The organism is Agrobacterium sp. YIC 4121, from assembly GCF_002008205.1.
GTDB lineage: Bacteria > Pseudomonadota > Alphaproteobacteria > Rhizobiales > Rhizobiaceae > Agrobacterium > Agrobacterium leguminum.
Map to the genome: position 1 here is coordinate 519,912 of NZ_MRDI01000003.1, position 17,393 is coordinate 537,304.

Genomic DNA, 17,393 nt, shown 5'->3' on the forward strand with positions numbered 1-17,393 from the left:
TGCGTCATCATTGCGTTGCCCTGCGGATGCTTTTATGGCTAGAACGCCAGTGCAAAGCCGATGCTTATGTATTTGCGCGGGAAGTGGGAACTGTCGAATGAAGCATGTAGGGTCTGGTGCAATGAAGGGTACGATGCGGGGGATCGCCGTCTCGTTGATGTTGGTCGGCGCGAGTGTCGCCGTCACGGCCTGCCAGTCCGATCCGGATATCGACATCACCAAGCTCGGCGTCGAGACCGATCCGCCGGATGTTCTGTACAAGCAGGGGCTTGCCAACATGAACGCCGGTAACATGACGGAAGCCTCACGCAAGTTCGAGGCGATCGACAAGCAGTACCCCTTCACCGAATGGGGCCAGAAGGCGCTGGTGATGCAGACCTTCATTGCCACGCGCACCAACAAGAACGATGTGGCCATTACCAATGGCAGCCGGTTCTTGCGCCAATATCCGCGCTCCAAGGATGCCGCTTACGTTCAGTACATGATCGGACTTGCCTATTCGAAGCAGATTTCCGACGTCACGCAGGACCAGCGCGCCGCACAGCGCACCGTCGAGGCGATGAACAAGGTCGTCAACGACTATCCCGATTCGGAATATGTCGCCGACGCACAGGCCAAGATCCGTTTCGCCCGCGACCAGCTCGCCGGCCGCGAAATGCAGGTCGGCCGTTATTATCTTGAGCGCAAGGAATATCTCGCCGCCGTTTCGCGTTTCCGCATCGTCGTAGAGCAGTATCAGAACACCAACCAGATCGAGGAAGCGCTGGCGCGTCTGACGGAAGCCTATTATGCGATGGGCCTGGTGGACGAAGCGCAGACCGCGGCCGCCGTTCTCGGCAACAACTATCCTGACAGCCAATGGTATTCGGATTCCTACAAGCTGCTGAAGGGCAGCGGGCTGGAGCCGCGGGAAAACAAGGGGTCCTGGATTTCGCGCGCCGGCAAGAAGCTCATCGGCGCCTGAGACGGGGCATAGGCCATGCTGGTCCAGCTCTCGATTCGCGATATCGTTCTCATCGAAAGGCTCGACCTCGGTTTCGAGGCGGGCCTTTCCGTGTTGACGGGCGAGACGGGTGCGGGCAAATCCATTCTTCTCGATAGTCTCTCGCTCGCGCTTGGCGGGCGTGGCGATGGCGGCCTTGTGCGGCACGGGGAAGAGAAGGGGCAGGTGACCGCCACTTTCGAAGTCCCGAACAATCACCCGACACGGCTTCTCCTGCGTGAAAACGGTCTCGACGACGATGGCGACCTGATTTTCCGCCGGGTGCAATCCTCTGACGGTCGCACCAAGGCCTATATCAACGATCAGGCCATCAGCGTGCAAATGATGCGCCAACTCGGGCAATTGCTGGTCGAAATCCATGGTCAGCATGATGATCGCGCGCTTGTCGATACCGATGCACACCGCACGCTGCTGGATGCCTTTGCCGGGCTGAGCGATGAGGCTCGTGCCGTTCAGGGCCTCTACCGCACCTGGAAGGATGCCGAGCGTGCGCTGAAGACGCACCGCGCCAAGGTGGAGGCGGCAGCGCGCGAGGCGGATTACCTTCGCTCTTCCGTCGAGGAACTGGAAACGCTCTCGCCGCGCGACGGTGAAGAGGACGAGCTGGCCGAACGCCGGGCGGTGATGCAGAAATCCGAACGCATTGCCGGCGATATCGCCGAGGCAAGCGAGTTTCTGAACGGCAATGCCTCGCCCGTGCCTGTCATCGCCTCGATGATGCGGCGTCTGGAGCGCAAGAGCCATGAAGCGCCGGGATTGCTGGAAGACACGGTGCAATTGCTGGACGCCGCGCTCGACAGCCTTTCCAATGCGCAGATGGAAGTGGAGGCGGCGCTGCGCCGCACCGAATTCGATCCGCGTGAGCTGGAGCGGGTGGAGGAAAGGCTGTTCGCGCTGCGCGCTGCCGGGCGTAAATATAACGTTGCCGTGCCGGACTTGCCGGCTCTCGCCGAAAAAATGGTGGCCGATCTCGCCGATCTCGATGCCGGCGAAGAACAGCTCGGCAAGCTCGAGGCCAATCTCGGCTTGGTGAAGGCTGATTTCGACCGTGCCGCGCAATCGCTTTCCGAAAAACGCCGCCATGCGGCGGATGCGCTTTCCAATGCGGTGATGGCAGAACTGCCGGCGCTGAAGCTGGAGCGGGCGCGGTTTACCGTCGAGGTGACCTCCGATGCCGAACAGGCGACGGCCGACGGCATCGACACGGTTGAATTCCACGTCCAGACCAATCCGGGCACACGGCCGGGACCGATCATGAAGGTGGCCTCGGGTGGCGAATTGTCCCGCTTTCTGCTGGCGCTGAAAGTGGCGCTGGCAGATCGCGGTTCGGCACCGACGCTGGTGTTCGATGAAATCGATACGGGTGTCGGCGGCGCGGTGGCGGATGCCATCGGCCAGCGGCTGCGCCGCCTGTCGAAAACCGTGCAGGTTCTGTCCGTTACCCATGCGCCGCAGGTGGCGGCACGGGCGGCGACCCATCTTCTCATTTCCAAGGGCCCATCCGGCGACGGCAGCGAGCGCATCGCCACGCGCGTGGCCACCATGGAGCCGAAGCACCGCACCGAAGAGATTGCCCGGATGCTCGCCGGCGCGTCGGTGACGGACGAGGCGAGGGCTGCGGCGGCTCGCCTGCTAGCGGCCAAGGACTGACGGCTACCGATAGCGTTGCGAGAGCGAATCCGGCTTGTGAGTCCAGCGGCAAAACTGTTTTTAATGTTTGTTATTTCGGCTAAAAGCGTTCGGTAATTCGCAAAAGAGGCCGTCATGTCGAAAGACCAGAAATCCGTCGAAAACCTCACCGAGCTTGAAGCCTCTTCCGAGCTTGCGTTTCTGGCGGCCGAGCTTGCCCGCCACGATGCGCTCTACCACGGCAAGGATGCGCCGGAGATTACGGACGCCGAATATGATGCGCTGAAGCGGCGCAACGATGCCATCGAAGCAGCTTTCCCGGCGCTGGTGCGGGCCGACAGCCCGTCGAAAAAAGTCGGCTTCGCGCCGCTTCCGACCTTCGCACCTATCGTGCATGCGCGGCCGATGCTTTCGCTCGACAACACGTTTTCGGAAGAGGATTTGCGGGATTTCGTGAGTTCCGTCTATCGCTTCCTCGGGCATCTGCCGGACGATTCCATCGCCTTCACCGCCGAGCCGAAGATCGACGGGCTTTCCATGTCGATCCGCTATGAGAACCGCGGGCTGAAGACGGCGGCGACGCGCGGAGACGGCACCACCGGTGAAAATGTCACCGCCAATATCAGGACCATCAAGGAAATTCCGAACGAGCTGCCCGCCGATGCGCCCGATGTGGTGGAAGTACGCGGTGAGGTCTATATGGCCAAGAGCGACTTTCTGGCGCTTAATGCCCAGATGGAGGCCGAAGGCAAGCAGACCTATGTGAACCCGCGCAACACGGCATCCGGTTCCCTGCGCCAGCTCGACGCCAATGTGACGGCGAAACGCAAGCTGCGGTTCTTCGCCTATGCGCTGGGCGAGGTTTCGAAGGGCGGCCAGCCGGCGCGGATCGCAGATACGCAATATGGCATCGTGGAGAAATTCCGGGACTGGGGATTTCCGGTCAATCCGCTGATGAAGCGATTCACCTCTGCCGCGCAATTGCTTGAGCATTATAATGAAATAGGCGTCGCACGGCCCGATCTCGATTATGATATCGATGGCGTGGTCTATAAGGTCGACCGGCTCGATCTGCAGGAACGGCTGGGCTTCCGCTCGCGCAGCCCGCGCTGGGCCACCGCCCATAAATTTCCGGCCGAGCAGGCGTTTACCACGGTTGAGAATATCGAAATCCAGGTGGGGCGCACCGGTGCCTTGACGCCGGTGGCGCGTCTCACCCCGATCACCGTCGGCGGTGTCGTCGTCACCAATGCGACGCTGCATAATGCCGATTATATCGAAGGCATCGGCAATAGCGGCGAGCGCATACGCCCGGAGGACCACGATATCCGTATCGGCGACACGGTGATCGTCCAGCGCGCCGGTGACGTCATTCCGCAGGTGCTGGATGTGCTTCTGGAAAAGCGCCCTACTGATGCGGTGAAATATCCATTCCCGGAAAAATGTCCGGTCTGCGGCAGCCATGCGGTGCGGGAGCGTAATGAGAAAACCGGCAAGCTCGATTCGGTCACGCGTTGCACGGGCGGTTTCGTCTGTCGGGCGCAGGCGGTGGAGCATCTCAAACATTTCGTTTCGCGCAATGCCTTCGATATCGAAGGGCTTGGCACCAAACAGATCGATTTCTTTTTCGAAAGTGATGATCCGGCGCTTTCGATCAAGACTGCGCCTGAGATTTTCACCCTCAAGGCGCGGCAGGAAGCGTCGCATCTGACCAAGCTCGAGAATATCGACGGCTTCGGCAAGGTCAGCGTCAGAAAGCTGTTCGACGCCATCGATGCCCGCCGCGAGATTGATCTGCACCGGCTGATCTTCGCGCTCGGCATCCGCCATGTGGGTGAGACCACGGCGAAGCTTCTGGCGCGCTCCTATGGGACTTACGAGCATTTCGAAGAGAGCATGAAGGCGGCAGCCGACCCGGCGAGCGATGCCTGGGCCGAACTCAACAGCATCGACGGCATCGGCGAAGTGGTGGCCCGCGCCATCGTCGAATTCTACAAGGAGCCGCGCAATCTCGATGTCATCGACCGGCTGATACGGGAGCTTCGCCCGAAGGAAGCCGAGAAGCCCTCGACCGATGGCAGTCCGGTGGCGGGCAAGACGGTGGTGTTTACCGGCTCGCTGGAGAAATTTACCCGGGACGAGGCGAAGGCCCGGGCAGAAAGCCTCGGCGCGAAAGTGGCCGGCTCGGTTTCCAAAAAGACCGATATTCTGGTGGCAGGGCCGGGGGCGGGTTCCAAGCTTGCCAAGGCGACGGAACTGGGTGTGCAGACTATGGACGAGGACGAGTGGCTGGCCCTGATCGGCGGCTGATACACCGTCATGGCAATGTTGTTCTCTGCCGCTAGAGCTTTGCACCGGACACGGAGAGCACAGCATGGATGACCGCATTGTCGTCAGCACAGAGCAGGTCCGGGCGCTGGTAGGCAGCCAGTTTCCGCAATGGGCGGGGTTAAATATCCGGCCGGTGGAGCTGAGCGGCTGGGACAATCGCAGCTTTCGTCTTGGCAATGAGATGCTGATCCGCATGCCAAGTGCCGCCCGGTATGTTGCGCAGGTGGAGAAGGAGCATCGGTGGCTGCCGGCGCTTGCGCCGCTCCTGCCTTTTCCGATTCCTGCGCCATTGGCGCTCGGGCAGCCGGGACAGGGTTATCCGTTCCGCTGGTCCGTCTATCGCTGGCTTGAGGGCGAACCGCTCGCCCGGGGTCTGGATCGCGTTGATCTTTCAACCATCGCCGTCGATGTTGCCGCGTTTTTAAGAGCATTGCACGGGGTGGATGCTTCGGATGGCCCGCCCGCAGGCGCGCATAATTTCCATCGCGGCGGCTCGCTTTCGGTCTATGACGGGGAGGCGAAGGCTTCGGCGGTGCGGCTTGCCGATGAGGTGGATCAGGCGCTGGCCATGGAGATATGGCAGCTTGCACTTTCGAGCCACTGGCGGAAGCAGGGAGTGTGGGTGCATGGCGATATTGCCGAGGGCAATCTGCTGGTGAAGGACGGCCGGCTTTCGGCCGTCATCGATTTCGGCAGTTCCGGCGTCGGCGATCCGTCTTCCGATCTCATCCTCGCGTGGAATGTGCTCGATGCGGAAAGCCGCGCCGTTTTTCGTCAGGCGCTGGAGCTGGATGAGGCGACATGGCAGCGCGGGCGTGGCTGGGCGCTGTGGAAGGCTTTTATCGTGCTGGATGCGGAGCGTGGACGTAACGACAAAATGGCCGAATGGTCGCGGCGGACCATTCGGGAAGTGTTTGCGGATCACTCCGCAGCCGTCTGAACCGCTATCGCAGACGCGCCATGCAATAGGCATCGATATACTCGCCGTCGCGGAAGGCGAAGGATTTGAGGTGTCCCTCGACCTCGAAGCCGAATTTGCGATAAAGCGCCAGCGCCGGTTCATTGTCCGTGAAAACGGTCAGTTCGATCCGTTTCAGGTCCAGCCAGCGATCGGCTATGGCGAGGATTTCGCCGATCATGGCGCTGCCGATCCCGCGTCCGTTATAGGCGTCATGGACGCCCATGCCGATGCTGCCCGCATGCGCCCGGCGGTTGCTGTGGCGCGTCAGGCCGATATCGCCGACGATCTTGCCGTCGAGGATGGCGATCAGCGCAAAGCTGTTGGCCGGCTGGGTTTCGATCCCCTTGCGAATATCTTCCGGAGTGTGATGCGGCCAGCGCAGCGTCCCGTAGCGATATCCGGCCATATTGTGCAGTGCTGTTATCCCCGGCGCATCTGCCGGCGTGCGTGCGCGAATGCACAGGCCTTCGGGCCAGTGCGCGTCGGGGTCGAGTGGCGGGGAAATATCGAAATCCGGCATGTCTGCTCTCCTTCGTTTTTCAGCCGAGGCAGAGCGGAAACACCGCACCCTGCCAATATGCGGCAGGGTGGTGGACGGGATGACCGACTGACTAACGCGCCGATACCGCCACACGCCCTGCGGGGCGAATGGTTGCGGTGAGGTGCATATGGATAGCAAAACCGATCATGGCGGGCATAAGGCCAGAGGCGTCGCTCAGCGTCAAGACGGCAAGGCTACGTTCAGTCCCGGAAATTTCAGGACGAGGAACGTGGGGCCACCTTTTGTCGGAGCGACCTCAGCTCTCCTGCCGTCACTGCGGCCTCGCGCGGGGCTGACGCCATCTGGAAAGCAGCCTGCCGTCGATCGCGGCAAGACCGGCGGCGATCATCGCCATGCCGGCGAAGTGCTTCATCTCCAGTTGCTCGCCGAGAAGCAGCGAACCGAGCAGTATGGCGCTGACGGGAATGAGGAAGGTGACGAGGGCGAGGTTGGTGGCGCCGGCGCTGGCGAGGATGCGGAAGAAGATGAGATAGGCGAGCGCTGTCGACAAGAGGGCGATGCCGACAAGTGCGCCCCAGGTGCCGAGGCCCGGCATGGCGAGCGTCCATGGTTTATCGATAAGAAGGGCGGCCGGGATGAGCATCAGTGTCGAAGAGGAGATCTGGCCGGTGGCGGTCATCAGCGGCGGTACGCCCATGGCCTTGAAACGGCGGCCGAATATGCCCGCGAAGGAATAGGAGATGGCCGCGCCGAGAATGGCGATCTGGCCCCAGAGGCCGGATGAGCCGGTGAAGGCGGCCGGGCCGATCATGGTCGCCACGCCGGCAAAGCCGATCAACACGCCGGTGAGCTTGTTGCCGGTCATCTTCTCGTCGGCGGTCAGAAAATGGGCGACGATGACGGTGAAGAGGGGCGTGGTGGCATTGAGGATTGAGGCTAGTCCGCTGGCAATGTGGGTCTGGCCCCAGACGATCAGGCAGAAGGGGATGATGTTGTTGAGCAGACCCATGCCGAAAAAGGCGCGCCACACCGCCCATTCACGCGGCAGGCGAAGGCCCATGATGCGGCAGACGATGAGAAGCGCGATTGCCGCCAGGCTGACGCGCAGCGTGACGATGGTGACGGGTGGCAGTTCCTTGACGGCGACACCGATGAAAAAGAACGATCCGCCCCAGAGAAGCGAAAGCGCGACGAGCATCGCCCATTCGCCGGCATCCATCTGTTTCTGTATCGCCATCGTCATCTCCCAAAAGCATGAGTATCGACATGATCGCAGGCGGGTTCGCCGCCATCCACCCGATATCGGTTGAGTTTAGCTCAAACTGGAAATAGGTGGTTTTCACTGCGTTTCAGGTCTTGTTGCGTCTATTTACTCCCTGTTTTATGATGTTTTCAAACGATTGTTTCTCGTTCGATAATTGAGGTGAGCTAAACCATGGCAGCCGAGCTTCCTTCTTTGAAAGGGTTGCAGGCCTTCGAGGCCGCGGCACGGTATCGCAGCGTCACGCTTGCTTCCAATGAGTTGAATGTCACGCCCGGTGCGGTCAGCCTGCAAATCCGGGAGCTGGAGGCGCGCCTTGGCGTGCAATTGTTCTTCCGCAAACCGCGCAGCATCCAGCTGACGCGTGAAGGGGAGCGTTATTACGGCGCGCTTCGCACCGCCTTCCGGATGATGCGGGAGGCGACGGCGGAACTGACGGCGCGCTCCGAGATCACGGTTCTGACGCTGAGCTGCACGCCCACTTTCGCCGTGCAATGGCTGATGCCACGATTGCCTGCCTTCCAGCAGCAACATCCACAGGTGGATGTCCGCATCAGCGTGACCAACCGGCTGGTGGATTTTTCGAGGGACGACGTCGATCTGGCGGTACGGCACGGGTTCGGTCGGTATGAAGGGCTGGAGAGCATCCGCTTCATCGATGACAGCACTCTGCCGGTCTGTTCTCCACAGCTTCTGGAGAAATATGGGCCGCTTCAGGAGGCGGGGGATCTCAAATCCATTCCGCTTCTGCACGATGAAAACCGCAATGAATGGCGGCGCTGGCTGGAGGCGGCGGGAGCATCGGACGTGGATGCCTCCGGCGGCACTGTCTTCATCGACAGCAATGGTGCGCTGGATGCGGCCAAGGCCGGGCACGGCATTGCGCTGACCCGGCGTTCGCTGGTTTCCCGCGAGCTTGCGGAAGGCGCTTTGATTGCGCCTTTTGGCAAGGACATGGCCAGCACGCTCGCCTATTTCCTCGTTTATCCGCGGCGCATGCTGGATAATCCCGATCTGGTGACGCTCATCGACTGGATGCTTTCGGAAGCGGGTTCTGCCGAGGCCGGTTCTCTTTGACGTCAATCCGGTCTATGCCGGAATGAAACAACGGGAATCACTTTTGAAAACCATCGCCATCGATTTCGAGACCGCCAATGAGGAACGGGGCAGCGCCTGCTCCGTCGGGCTTGCATGGATAGAGGGCGGCGAGATCGTTCGCGTCGAGGAACGGCTGATCCGGCCGAAGGACATGCGGTTTTCGCCCTTCAACATCGCCGTGCATGGCATCCGCCCGGCCGATGTCGAAGATGCGCCGGAATTTCCCGAGGTGATGGAGGAGTTTATCGACGACTTCCACGGGGCCACCATGATCGCCCATAATGCCGCCTTCGATTTCAGCGTCATGCGGGCGTCTTTCGATAAATACCGGCAATCCTATCCCGATCTTTCCTATCTGTGCAGCGTCAAGATCGCCCGGCATGTCTGGCCCAATCTGGCGTCGCACAAGCTGAATGTCATCGCCCATCACCTTCAGCTGCGTTTCGTGCATCACAATGCCGCCGAGGATGCCGTCGTCTGCGCGGCCGCTTCGATTGCGGCGGCCAAGGCCTTGCGCGTTGCCCATATTCGCGAACTGCCGGAAAAGATCGGCATGGTCGCGGGGCGTCTCACCTCCACCGGTTACCAGCCCTGCAGCATGAAAAAACGCGCCGTCTCCCGGGTTGCGTAACCGTTCCGCGCACTTATGTTTGAAACAGCGTAACGGAGAAGATGCGATGACGATGAAAACTCTGTCGGGTTTGTTTGCGGGCTTTCTGGCATTGCTTCCGGTGACAGCTGCGCATTCGCAGGTGGTGGGCGAGGTCGGCGTCGACTGGATCGGCAATGACATCGTCATCGAGGCGATCGCCGATCCGAAGATCAAGGGCGTGACCTGCCATGTGACCTATTTCGAGCGCGGCGTCATCGACCGCCTGAAGAACGGCAACTGGTTCGAAGACCCTTCCAACAACGCCATTTCCTGCAGCCAGACTGGACCGGTGGAGATCGGCGATATCGATCTCTCAAAGGGCGGAGAAGAAGTGTTCCGGCAGGGCATGTCACTGGTCTGGAAGAAGCTCGTCGTCAGCCGCGTTTATGACAAGGCCAATGACACGCTGATCTATCTGGTGCATGCGCGGGAGTTGACCGACGGTTCGGCCAAGATGGCGATTTCCACGGTGCCGCTTTATAACCAGCAGGTCACATGGCAAAAGGGCAAGCCGTAAGGCCTGCCCCTCTCAATTGCGTTATAGATGCCTGGATCAGGCCGCTTCGCGTGCCAGCTCGTCCGCAATCACGGTGTCGAGGTTGAGGAAGCAGACCATGCTCTTTTCCAGCGCCACGATGCCGCGGCAGAAGCTGCGCTGTTCTTCCGGAATGATATCGGGCGCGGGCTGCAGGTCTTCGGAGCGGATGGTCATCATGTCGGAGACCTGTTCCACCAGCAGGCCGACCAGCTTGCCGCCGATATCGGTGACGATGATGGCAGAGCGTTCGGAGGGTTCGGTCATCTTCATGCCGAGGCGGCCGGCCATGTCTATGACGGGAATGACGGCGCCGCGCAGGTTGATGAGGCCGAGAACATAAGGCGGGGTGTGCGGCATCGGCGTAACCGGCGCCCAGCCGCGGATTTCGCGGATCGCCATGATGTCGATGCAGAATTCCTGATCGCCCAGATGGAAGGAAACGATTTCGAGATATGCGCCGGATTGCTTGATGGCGTTGGACATGACGGCAGGTTTCCTCTGATGGCTCTCTAACAGGCCCGCGCAGGATTGAGCTTTATGCGGTGGCCGGAGAATGGACCGGGAGACATCATGTCGAGGCTTAAAAACCGCTATGGTCATAATGCACAGCAAGATTTTAAACTTTCCCTAACATTTGCGCCGGTCTCGCCGGCAAAACCCAGTATTTTGGCGGTTTTCGCGCTCACACAAACAGGTTATGATGGGCATATGAACGCACTCGTTTCCCATCCGCTGAAGTTTATTCTGGCTAGTCTTGCCGCTGTGGCCTCGCTTGCCATCGTGCTTCTTGCCTTTGACGGCTGGGTGCGGCACGGCACGGATATTTTCCTGTCCACGGTGCAGAGCGGCATCGCCTGGTGCCTGTGACGGGTTTTCCGGCTGCGGATTTGTGACAAATCAGCGCGGTTCCCGCAAATACGCCCAGTTGATTTGCCGTCCCCGTCGCCTTTCGTTATCTGTCTGCCAAAGCCTGCGATATGCCGCCGGCTTTCGGGGTAGGATTGGACAATGAGAAATATTCGCATCGTATTGTGGGCCGTCGTGCTCGTTCTCGCCGGTGTCGTCAGCTGGTTGACGATCGAAATGACGAAGACGCGTAATGAAATGGTGGAGACGGCCTATGGCGTGCCCTTCCAACTCACGGCGCAAAACGGCCAGCCGATCACCGAAAAGGCCTTTCAGGGCAAGCCGACAGCGCTGTTCTTCGGTTTCACCCATTGCCCGGAAGTCTGCCCGACAACCCTTTTCGAGCTGAACGGCTGGATGGAGAAGGTGGACCCGGCCGGCGACAAGCTGCAGGCCTATTTCGTCTCCGTCGATCCCGAGCGCGATACGCCTGAGATCATGCAGCAATACGTCTCCAACGTCTCGAAGCGTATCACCGGCATCACCGGCCCGGCCGACAAGATTGCCGAAACGCTGAAGGGCTACCGCATCTATGCCAAGAAGGTGCCGGTGGACGAGAAGGATCCGAATGGCGACTACACCATGGATCACACGGCGTCCGTCATCCTGCTCGATGCCAATGGCCGTTTTTCCGGCACCATTGCTTATGGCGAAAACCCGGAAGTTGCCGAGCAAAAGCTTCAGAATCTTCTGAAGGGCTGATAGAGGCGGCATAATTGCGCGGGGCTTATTGGACTGGCCGAGGTTTTGTGGCAAAGGCAAGAACAATAACCTAATCCAGAGAAAGCAGCCCGCCGTGAGCGAAATCCGACTTTACGTCACCACGACCGAAATCCAGGCGGGTGAAATCCTCGATCTCATGTCGGACTATTTCGGCGAGGAGGATGTCGCGATTGCCACGACCGAGGTGGATGAGAAGCGCGATATCTGGGAAGCTTCGGTCTATCTGATGGCCGAGCAGGAGGAAGAGTTCCGCGAGCGTGTCAGCGCCCTGCTTGCTCCGGCCTTTCCCGATCTCGTCATCGAGAAGGAGACCGTTCCGGATGTCGACTGGATCGCAAAGTCGCTCGAGGGGCTGAAACCGGTCAGGGCAGGGCGTTTCATCGTTCATGGGGCGCATGATCGCGACAAGGTGCGGGCGAACGATCTGGCAATCGAAATCGAGGCCGGACAGGCTTTCGGCACCGGCCATCACGGCACGACGGCCGGCTGCCTTGAGATGATTGAGGAGGTTCTGCGGGCGCGCACCGTGCGCAACGCGCTCGATCTTGGCACCGGCAGCGGCGTTCTGGCAATTGCGGTGCGCAAGATGCGCCCCATTCCCGTGCTGGCGACAGATATCGACCCCATCGCCGTCAAGGTGGCGAAGGAGAATGTGCGGCTGAACGGCATCGTCTCCGGGATGGCGCTGGAGACCGCGCCGGGCTTCCACTCGGACGCCTTCCGCAAGCATGGTCCGTTCGATCTCATCATCGCCAATATTCTGGCCCGGCCGCTCATCAAGATGGCGCCGCAGCTCGTCACGCATCTGGCGCCCGGCGGCACCGTCATCCTGTCCGGCATTCTGGCCTCGCAGCGCTGGAAGGTGCTTTCCGCCTATAATGGCGCCCGGCTTTCCCATATCCGCACCATCTGGCGCAATGGCTGGGTCACGCTGCATCTGCGCAAAGACTGAACCAGCGGCAGCATCCCTTTCGGGCAAAAGAAAAGGCGGCGCTTTCGCGCCGCCTGGGAACCCGCGAGCATGGGAGGAGCTTGCTCAAGCGGGTCGACGTATTCCTGTTCGGCGCGGTGGAGGGAGGATCGCCGCGCCGGACGTCATCAGAATACGTAGCTGGAGTTTGCCTTGCGACGCAGATCGGCGCGGTTCATGCCGAGCGCTTCCAGCGACTTGTCGTCGAGGTTCAGAAGGGCTGCGTTGACATGGCGGCTGACCTGACGCTCGCGTGCTTCAACGACGCGATCGAAGGCGGTGCGGAGGAAAGATTTTGCCATTGCTTCAAATCCTTGTTTGCCAGGAGAGTGTCTCTCTCGCTGTGTTGATCTGAAGATAAGCGATGTGTTTTTGTTTAGTTAGAGGGGATATCTCAGGGTAGATATGCATTTATCGCATGTCACTTTGCCTTGAGTATTACTTATTTCGCAAAATGTGCACAATTTATCGCCGCAATCCGGTCTGTCATATATGGCTTGAAACCGGCTTTGTCCGCGTGGCATTGTCGTTACGCGCCAATGATTTGACGGCGCACCTTGCAGCTTTTCTCCATGACAGTTCCCGAAAGACGCCCATGTTCCAGACCTTCGAAAACAAATCCGCGCCGCAATTTGGCAAGGCCCGCGTCGAGGCGCTGCGCGCCGGTTTCGATGCCCTTGGTATCGACGGTTTTCTGGTGCCGCGCGCCGATGAATATCAGGGGGAATATGTGCCGGAGTGCGCCGAGCGCCTGTCCTGGCTGACGGGGTTTACCGGTTCCGCCGGCATTGCGCTGGTGACGCGCACGGAGGCGGTGGTTTTCGTCGATGGCCGTTATACGACGCAGCTCAAGTCGCAGGTCGATCAATCGGTCTTCAGCGGCGGCGATCTGGTTGGCGCGCCGCCCTCCGTCTGGCTGGCCGAACATGCTCCACAGGGTTTCCGGCTCGGCATCGATCCATGGCTGCACACCGGCGCGGAGTTGAAGCGGCTGGAAAAGGTGCTTGCCGGCAAGGGCGGTTCGGTCGTTCTCCTGGAAAAGAATCCGCTCGATGCCCTGTGGCAGGACCGTCCCTCCGAGCCGCTGGAACCCGTCGTTATCCAGCCAGAGGCCTTTACCGGCAGGCTGGCGAAGGAAAAGATCGCCTCGCTGGCGGAGACGGTCTCGGTAAAAGGCGCGGATGCCCTGCTGGTTACCGATCCATCCTCCATCGCCTGGATTTTCAATGTTCGCGGCAATGACGTGCCGCATACGCCGCATCCGCTCGCCCGCGCCATCATCTACGCCGATGGCAGGGCGGATATTTTTCTCGACAAGCGTAAGACCGGCATCGAGACCGAGGCCTATCTGGCGCAACTCGCGACACAATTGCCGCCGTCGAAGATCGCTGACCGTCTGCATGCCATTGCCAGCGCCAAGGGCCGCGTCATGGTGGATGCGGATCTGACTCCGGTGGCGCTGACCGGCGCAATCACGGCGGCGGGCGGCTCGCTTATCGAGGAGGCCGATCCCGTTCGCCTGCCGCGCGCGCGCAAGAACAAGGCGGAGCTTGCCGGCTCGGCAGCCGCTCATGTGCAGGACGGCGCGGCCATGGTCGAATATCTCTGCTGGCTGGACCGCCAGCAACCGGGCAGCGTCACCGAAATCGCCGCCGTCAAGGCGCTGGAGGCCGCTCGGTTCAAGGTGGGGCAGGGGCTGCAAAACCCGCTCAAGGACGTGTCTTTCGATACGATTTCAGGCGCCGGCGAACATGCCGCCATCATCCATTATCGCGTCAGCACCGATACCGACCGCACACTTGCGGACGGCGAGATGTTCCTCGTCGATTCCGGCGCGCAATATGTCAACGGCACCACGGATATTACCCGTACCGTTGCAATCGGCACGGTGCCGGAAGAGCAGAAGCGTTTCTTCACACTGGTGCTGAAAGGCATGATCGGCATCAGCACTGCACGGTTTCCGAAGGGAACGCGCGGTTGCGATCTCGATCCGCTGGCGCGCATTGCGCTCTGGAAGGCGGGAGCGGATTACGCCCATGGCACCGGCCACGGCGTCGGCTCTTATCTTTCGGTGCATGAGGGGCCGCAGCGCATTTCGCGGCTTTCGACACAGGAGCTTCTGCCCGGCATGATCCTGTCAAACGAGCCGGGTTATTACCGGCCCGGCGCTTTCGGCATCCGCATCGAGAACCTCATCTATGTACGCGAGGCGGAAGAGGTGGCCGGCGGCGACCAGCCGATGTTCTCCTTCGAAACGCTGACCTGGTGCCCCATCGACCGCAGGCTGGTCGTCGCTGCTCTCCTGACCGATGAAGAACTGGACTGGCTGAACGCCTATCACGCCGGGGTTCTGGAGAAGCTTTCTCCCTTGATCACCGACGAGGAGGTTAAGGCGTGGCTCGTTGCCGCGACGAAGCCATTGGAGCGGGTCGCTTAAAGCAGCCCGAAATGCCTGATGGCGATGACGATGGCCCAGCCGACGGCCAGCATCGTCAGGCCGGGAAAGCGCAGGCAGACCAGAAGCGCTGCCACCATGCCGATCTTCACCTCGTATCCGCCTTCGAAAAAGGCGGGTGCGACAAGCGTGGTCAAAACCGCTACGGGAACGGCGTTCAGTCCCGCCTCCATGCGCGGCGGGATGGATTTCATCCGCGTCATCAGCACATAACCGCCGATGCGGGTGAGATAAGTGGCGATGGCGGCGAGCGCGATCAGGATCAGCGTATCGGCGTGCAGCATGTCGCTCATGGCGTTTCCACCCCGCTTTCAGAATTCGCCGGGCCGTTCGGCTTCGGCGGATAGAGGACCGCGACGAGAATTCCGGCGACGGCGCCGAGGCTGACATGCCACGGCGAGCCGACGATGTGATAGGCAACCGTTGCGCCCACCGCGCTTGCCAGCATGACAGGGTAGAAATTCTCCCGCTGGCGGAAGCTCAAGACCATACCCATGAAATAGATCGGCAGCAGCACATCGAGACCGATGGCTTTTGGATCGCCGACCATATTGCCGAGCGATGCGCCGAGAATGGTCATGGCCAGCCACAGCACGTAGACCGGCGCTGCAAAGCCCATGTACCAGGAAAAGCCGACCGTGCCGGTATTTTCGTATTTCCTGACCGATTCGGCGAATTGCGGATCGACCAGCACGAAGAAGCCTGCGGCTTTTTGCAGGAAAGACCAGTTCGAGATCATCCGGGCAATGGCGGCCGAATAGAGGATATGGCGGAAATTGACGGCGAAAACGGATAGAACGATCAGCCAGGGGGCAACCTTCTGGCCGAACAATTCGATACCCACGAGCTGGCTCGCGCCCGCATAGACGGTGCCGCTCATGATCGTGGCCTCGGTGACGCTCAGCCCGTTATCGACTGCGACCGCGCCGAACAGCGCACCGAAGGGGGCGGCGGAGAGGGCGATCGGGAAACCGCTCTTCAATCCCTCGCGAAAATCTGCATTGAACATTTCTGGAAACTCCTTGCCCGCCGCTCTATCGCCGTCCCGCCCGGCTGGCAAACGAATTGCATGAATGGATCGATTGATTCCCTTGAAGCTTCCGTTACGGTAACGCCCCATATGGCCGGTGCCGGACGGATGGTTTCACCGCCTTCCTCCCGGACCCCTCAACAGTCAGACGATGGAAGATCGATGCTGGAAAAGCAGGAAAAGGCCGCCCTGGCCGCACGCATCCGGGACTATCTTGCCCGGGAGACCGAAGCCGAGATCGGCCATCTGCAGGCGGAAATCTTCGTGGATTTTCTGGCCGAGGAGCTGGGGCATGCATTTTATAATGAGGGGCTCAGGGATGCGCATGCCGCGATCCTGAGACGCCTTGAGGATGCAGCAGGCGATATCGACGTGCTGGAGAAGCCGAAGCCGCGCTAAACTAGTCCCGCAAGATGTCGCGGCTTTTGAGAATGGCCGCGCCTTTTTCCCGCATCGTCGCAATCGCGGCCTTGATGTCCTGCGGATCGATGCCACGGCTGGCATCTTCGATGAAACGGACATTCACACCGGGCAGCATGTCGAGGGCATCGAGCACCGAGAAACTGACGCAATAATCGGTGGCAAGGCCGCAGACGTCGAGTTGCGTGACACCCTGACGGCTCAGATAGTCGGCCAGTCCCGTCGTCGCGCCCTGATCATTGTCGCGAAAGGCGGAATAGCTGTCGACGGCGGGGTTTTCGCCCTTCTGCTGAATATAATCGAAGGCGTCCGTCTTGAGGTCGGGATGAAATTCCGCATCCGGCGTGCCCTGCACGCAATGGTCCGGCCACATCATCTGCGGCTTGCCGGAGAGTTCGCCCATGTCGAAGGGTTTCTTGCCGGGATGCTGGGAGGCGAAGCTGCCGTGATTTTCCGGGTGCCAGTCCTGCGAGGCGACGATGAGATCGTAGCCGCCATTGTCGATCAGGGCATTGGCGATGGGCACGACCCTGTCGCCATCGGCAACGGCCAGATTGCCGCCCGGGCAAAAACCGTTCTGGATATCGATGAGCAGCAGCGCCTTCATGATGTGCCTCCCTTTTCAGGGCAGGATGCCAAGCCGGCTTTAACGGATCAAGCCCCTTTCGACCTCTCCGGCAGGCACGGGTGTTTGGGCAGGGGGCTTGCCCTGTCGCAGTCCTGCCGCAATTGCAGCAAATTTCCGGCCAAGTCGGAATTTACCTGACAATGCGGCGACGGAAATTTTTAGGCCGATGACGACCCTTTGAGGGGCATTTCCCGGGAAGATGCAGTGCGGATGCACGCAGTCTCGGCGCAAGTCATTGTTTTGCCTTCGCCTTACAATGCGCAGACCTTAACGAATTATTTTTGCA

General features: G+C 60.4%; 19 protein-coding genes. 12 read left to right on the forward strand and 7 right to left on the reverse strand.

Features of this window, described 5'->3' with window-relative positions; genetic code table 11:
- The first annotated feature begins 97 nt into the window (after positions 1–97).
- The 4 genes from BTE54_RS06740 to BTE54_RS06755 all read left to right on the forward strand — a co-directional run bounded on the left by BTE54_RS06740 (position 98) and on the right by BTE54_RS06755 (position 5,903).
- Positions 98–964, forward strand: coding sequence for an outer membrane protein assembly factor BamD (locus tag BTE54_RS06740; RefSeq protein WP_003522209.1), 867 nt, complete (start codon positions 98–100; stop codon positions 962–964).
- Between the two features lie 15 nt (positions 965–979).
- Positions 980–2,653 (forward strand): DNA repair protein RecN, encoded by a 1,674-nt coding sequence (gene recN, locus BTE54_RS06745; protein ID WP_078051854.1) that lies wholly within the window; start codon positions 980–982, stop codon positions 2,651–2,653.
- 114 nt (positions 2,654–2,767) lie between these two features.
- Entirely contained in the window at positions 2,768–4,942 is a 2,175-nt protein-coding gene (gene ligA, locus BTE54_RS06750) for an NAD-dependent DNA ligase LigA (RefSeq protein WP_078051855.1), read from the forward strand.
- 64 nt (positions 4,943–5,006) lie between these two features.
- Complete coding sequence (locus tag BTE54_RS06755) at positions 5,007–5,903, forward strand: aminoglycoside phosphotransferase family protein (protein WP_078051856.1); 897 nt, start codon at positions 5,007–5,009, stop codon at positions 5,901–5,903.
- A gap of 4 nt (positions 5,904–5,907) precedes the next feature.
- On the opposite strand, the gene BTE54_RS06760 is transcribed toward BTE54_RS06755, so the two are convergent.
- Positions 5,908–6,444 (reverse strand): GNAT family N-acetyltransferase, encoded by a 537-nt coding sequence (locus tag BTE54_RS06760; protein ID WP_078051857.1) that lies wholly within the window; start codon positions 6,442–6,444, stop codon positions 5,908–5,910.
- A gap of 292 nt (positions 6,445–6,736) precedes the next feature.
- Positions 6,737–7,663 (reverse strand): DMT family transporter, encoded by a 927-nt coding sequence (locus BTE54_RS06765; RefSeq protein WP_198939092.1) that lies wholly within the window; start codon positions 7,661–7,663, stop codon positions 6,737–6,739.
- Positions 7,664–7,861: 198 nt separating this feature from the next.
- On the opposite strand from BTE54_RS06765, the gene gcvA reads away from it, so the two are divergent.
- Genes gcvA through BTE54_RS06780 form a run of 3 tightly spaced genes read left to right on the forward strand, consistent with a single transcriptional unit; the run spans position 7,862 to position 9,954 of the window.
- The gene (gene gcvA, locus BTE54_RS06770; RefSeq protein WP_065655819.1) at positions 7,862–8,764 is read left to right on the forward strand and encodes a transcriptional regulator GcvA; all 903 of its coding nucleotides are present in this window, start codon (positions 7,862–7,864) and stop codon (positions 8,762–8,764) included.
- A gap of 43 nt (positions 8,765–8,807) precedes the next feature.
- Positions 8,808–9,416, forward strand: coding sequence for a 3'-5' exonuclease (locus BTE54_RS06775; RefSeq protein WP_035220530.1), 609 nt, complete (start codon positions 8,808–8,810; stop codon positions 9,414–9,416).
- Positions 9,417–9,462: 46 nt separating this feature from the next.
- A complete protein-coding gene (locus tag BTE54_RS06780) occupies positions 9,463–9,954 on the forward strand; it encodes a CreA family protein (RefSeq protein WP_035220532.1) in 492 nt (163 codons plus the stop codon).
- Between the two features lie 36 nt (positions 9,955–9,990).
- On the opposite strand, the gene BTE54_RS06785 is transcribed toward BTE54_RS06780, so the two are convergent.
- Entirely contained in the window at positions 9,991–10,458 is a 468-nt protein-coding gene (locus BTE54_RS06785) for a chemotaxis protein CheW (protein ID WP_003522339.1), read from the reverse strand.
- An 87-nt stretch (positions 10,459–10,545) separates the two neighbouring features.
- On the opposite strand from BTE54_RS06785, the gene BTE54_RS06790 reads away from it, so the two are divergent.
- The 3 genes from BTE54_RS06790 to BTE54_RS06800 all read left to right on the forward strand — a co-directional run bounded on the left by BTE54_RS06790 (position 10,546) and on the right by BTE54_RS06800 (position 12,556).
- Positions 10,546–10,842 (forward strand): hypothetical protein, encoded by a 297-nt coding sequence (locus BTE54_RS06790; RefSeq protein WP_223215538.1) that lies wholly within the window; start codon positions 10,546–10,548, stop codon positions 10,840–10,842.
- A gap of 141 nt (positions 10,843–10,983) precedes the next feature.
- Positions 10,984–11,583 (forward strand): cytochrome oxidase assembly protein Sco, encoded by a 600-nt coding sequence (sco, locus tag BTE54_RS06795; protein ID WP_003522341.1) that lies wholly within the window; start codon positions 10,984–10,986, stop codon positions 11,581–11,583.
- Positions 11,584–11,677: 94 nt separating this feature from the next.
- On the forward strand, positions 11,678–12,556 hold the full coding sequence (locus BTE54_RS06800; protein WP_078051858.1) for a 50S ribosomal protein L11 methyltransferase: 879 nt from the start codon (positions 11,678–11,680) through the stop codon (positions 12,554–12,556).
- Positions 12,557–12,702: 146 nt separating this feature from the next.
- On the opposite strand, the gene BTE54_RS25045 is transcribed toward BTE54_RS06800, so the two are convergent.
- Positions 12,703–12,876, reverse strand: coding sequence for a hypothetical protein (locus BTE54_RS25045; RefSeq protein WP_020009313.1), 174 nt, complete (start codon positions 12,874–12,876; stop codon positions 12,703–12,705).
- Between the two features lie 293 nt (positions 12,877–13,169).
- Here BTE54_RS25045 and BTE54_RS06810 point away from each other — a divergent pair, with 293 nt between their 5' ends.
- Positions 13,170–15,011 carry an aminopeptidase P family protein gene (locus tag BTE54_RS06810; protein WP_078051859.1) on the forward strand — a complete coding sequence of 614 codons (1,842 nt, stop codon included), beginning with the start codon at positions 13,170–13,172 and terminating at the stop codon, positions 15,009–15,011.
- On the opposite strand, the gene BTE54_RS06815 is transcribed toward BTE54_RS06810, so the two are convergent.
- Positions 15,008–15,322, reverse strand: coding sequence for an AzlD family protein (locus BTE54_RS06815; protein WP_004430802.1), 315 nt, complete (start codon positions 15,320–15,322; stop codon positions 15,008–15,010). The genes BTE54_RS06810 and BTE54_RS06815 overlap by 4 nt on opposite strands.
- A complete protein-coding gene (locus tag BTE54_RS06820; protein ID WP_078051860.1) occupies positions 15,319–16,038 on the reverse strand; it encodes an AzlC family ABC transporter permease in 720 nt (239 codons plus the stop codon). Before BTE54_RS06820 ends, BTE54_RS06815 begins: the two co-directional genes overlap by 4 nt.
- Positions 16,039–16,221: 183 nt before the next feature.
- Between BTE54_RS06820 and BTE54_RS06825 the strand changes: the two genes are divergently transcribed.
- A complete protein-coding gene (locus tag BTE54_RS06825; RefSeq protein ID WP_078051861.1) occupies positions 16,222–16,458 on the forward strand; it encodes a DUF2164 domain-containing protein in 237 nt (78 codons plus the stop codon).
- Between the two features lies 1 nt (position 16,459).
- On the opposite strand, the gene pncA is transcribed toward BTE54_RS06825, so the two are convergent.
- Entirely contained in the window at positions 16,460–17,086 is a 627-nt protein-coding gene (gene pncA, locus BTE54_RS06830) for a bifunctional nicotinamidase/pyrazinamidase (protein WP_078051862.1), read from the reverse strand.
- Positions 17,087–17,393 lie beyond the last annotated feature (307 nt).